The organism is Streptomyces sp. URMC 126 (genome assembly GCF_051386555.1).
Classification (GTDB): domain Bacteria; phylum Actinomycetota; class Actinomycetes; order Streptomycetales; family Streptomycetaceae; genus Streptomyces.
This window is the reverse complement of the sequence record NZ_JBPQTX010001184.1, coordinates 1-247: the sequence shown is the minus strand read 5'-3', so window position 1 is coordinate 247 and position 247 is coordinate 1. Positions and strand designations below refer to the sequence as shown.

General features: G+C 74.1%; 1 pseudogene. It reads right to left on the bottom strand.

From position 1 onward, the window contains the following. A pseudogene (locus tag ACSNOK_RS35595) lies at positions 1-247 on the bottom strand (malto-oligosyltrehalose synthase); the annotation flags it as partial.

Genomic DNA, 247 nt, shown 5'->3' with positions numbered 1-247 from the left:
GGGAGCGGGCACAGAAGGCGTGAAAGCCCTCCGGCGTCACGGCCGGCCGGCCCGGCTCGCCGCCCACCTCCGCGGCCGAGAGCAGCGGCACGAACCGGTAGAAGGCCGTGTCCTCCACCGATTTGGCCCGCAGCGCCGACGAGGTTTGAGCGAAGCGCGCGCAGAAGGCGTGGTGGTCCGGGGAGGTGCCCAGCCTGCCGAGCGCGAGGTCGCGGACGACCTCGACGGTGTCCGCCTCCTCGGGCAC